Annotated in this window: 2 protein-coding genes; both read left to right on the forward strand. The window is 30.3% G+C overall.

What is annotated here, in order from left to right; translation table 11 throughout:
* Positions 1-97: 97 nt before the first annotated feature.
* Complete coding sequence (locus M2475_RS11315) at positions 98-958, forward strand: hypothetical protein (protein ID WP_277491640.1); 861 nt, start codon at positions 98-100, stop codon at positions 956-958.
* Positions 959-1,067: 109 nt separating this feature from the next.
* Positions 1,068-1,925, forward strand: a complete 858-nt coding sequence (locus M2475_RS11320) for a hypothetical protein (protein WP_277491641.1) — start codon at positions 1,068-1,070, stop codon at positions 1,923-1,925.
* Positions 1,926-2,036: the final 111 nt, after the last annotated feature.

Genomic DNA, 2,036 nt, shown 5'->3' on the forward strand with positions numbered 1-2,036 from the left:
CTTATTCCCAGAACACTTCATTATCTTAGATTAGAAGAACAATACAATCAAGTTGGAAAAGCCAACTGATTACACTACACATTATACGAGGAGAAGTATGGGACATAAAACAAAACCAAGAATAGATATAGAGGATCGAATGTTAATGGAAAAAATAGCAAGATACGGCTTTTTAGATATGTGCTTCATTTTGAAATTTTATAAAATAGATTGTAAACAAAGAACAATAGATGAAAGAATAAATCAGTTAGCAAAGTATGGATTTTTGAAAATACGGAAAATGTTCATTCCTCATGATTATATATTGAGTGGTAAGACGGGCTATAAAGCCGTAACGCTTGGAAGGGAAGGTCTGCAGATGATGAATGCGCTTGGGTATCCAGTGACAGATTATCGCGATACACTACGTAATGCTGCCTCTTATAGGGTGTATCACCAAGTACAAGTAGCAACCGTTTGTGAGTGTGTAAAACAAGCTTTTAATTTGGCAGCAAACAGCAAATTTAAAGTTGATCGCATTCTTAGCGAAAAAGAGTCATGCTTACCAAAGAGAATAAATCAACCAGATGCAATCATTTTATTCAAAAGGATAGATCAAGAATTCCCTGGAAAGATTGCAATTTTTATTGAATTAGAAAGGTCGTATGCTTCAAAGGATAGAATCCATAGTAAGCTGGCAAGTTATGCAGCAGTGTTTGAAGATAAAGCATATTCAAAATATTTGAAAACAAAAATTATTGCACAAAGAGTACTATTTATTTCTCAAACAGATCTACAAATAGAAACGATTCATCATAAAATAGAACAAAGTCCATTTTCAAAAGAAATCGAGATCTTGACAGCAAAGTACAGTGATGTTTGTAATCAAACATTAGAAACAGTTTATCATCAACCTGTTACGAATAACACATATCGATTATTACAAAAAATGAGTACTAAAGGGAACAAAAAGGAATAGCAATCTCATCAATGCTTTTTCAAAGTAATATATAGGGTTGATTTGCATTTATGATACACATATGCTATAAATCATTTAACAGGTGGTAAAAAGGAGAGATTAGCATAAAATGGAAAATAGAAAAAACTACAGAAAAGTAATAATGAGTTTTGTATTCGTGGGTATTTACATTTCATTGCTTGCATGTGGAACAGGAAAGACAGATGTAGACTTAACAAATGACAAGTATATTGATATTAATTATGAAGGAGTATCTGGTGCTGGAAGTATCACAGTAGATAGTAACTATAAGTATGATGAAGAAAATGTAGATTTAACAAAATTTTACAATTCAATATCATACAATATTGAGCCTAATGAAGAACTTCAAAATGGTGATACAGTTGTTTTGACAATGAAATTTGATGAGGATTTGGCCGAGAAAGCAAATATTAATGTAACAAAATATGAAAAATCTTGGAAAGTGAAAGGGCTAGATATTGCATATACAAACTATAATAGGCTTTCAGAAAAGGAAGCAAATAAAATAAAAAGTATTGCAGACAATGTTGCAAACAATAACGCAAAGAAAGATATATTTTTAGATTCATATTCCTTTTCCTCTTTAGATAGAGATAAAGATATATCTGTATCAGACCCTGAAATAGTAGCAATATATTTTTGCTCATATGAAGGTAGTGAATATGAATCCAGTGGCGATATGATATTTTTATATAAAGTTACAGTAACAGGAACTAAAACTAGTTTTGGTGATAGAACAAATGATTCATATAGTCAAAAAGCATATATGAAATATAAATTGGATAACATAACCAAAAATAAAGTCAAAAAATTAAAAGAAAAAGATATTAAAATTGAAAAAGTATACGACAGAAATTTAACAGATGACGAAATAAAAAGACGAGTCGAAAATGATTATACTCCTAATGGAATTTATACTACAGGGAAGTTGGAAGAAATAGGCTAAAAACGAGTTTAAATCAGAGAGTGTAAAAAAATCTGTGTAAATGAACTAACCGTAATATGAGAAGCAATAAAAGTTGCTTCTTTTTTCTAACTAAATACTACCATTCCTTAT

The sequence above is a fragment of the Breznakia sp. PF5-3 genome, assembly GCF_029504745.1.
In the GTDB taxonomy this organism is placed as follows: Bacteria; Bacillota_I; Bacilli_A; order Erysipelotrichales; family Erysipelotrichaceae; genus Breznakia.

Coding starts and splice junctions, on each gene's coding strand:
- M2475_RS11320 (WP_277491641.1), top strand. CDS start 1,068: ATGGAAAATAGAAAAAACTACAGAAAAGTAATAATGAGTTTTGTATTC.
- M2475_RS11315 (WP_277491640.1), top strand. CDS start 98: ATGGGACATAAAACAAAACCAAGAATAGATATAGAGGATCGAATGTTA.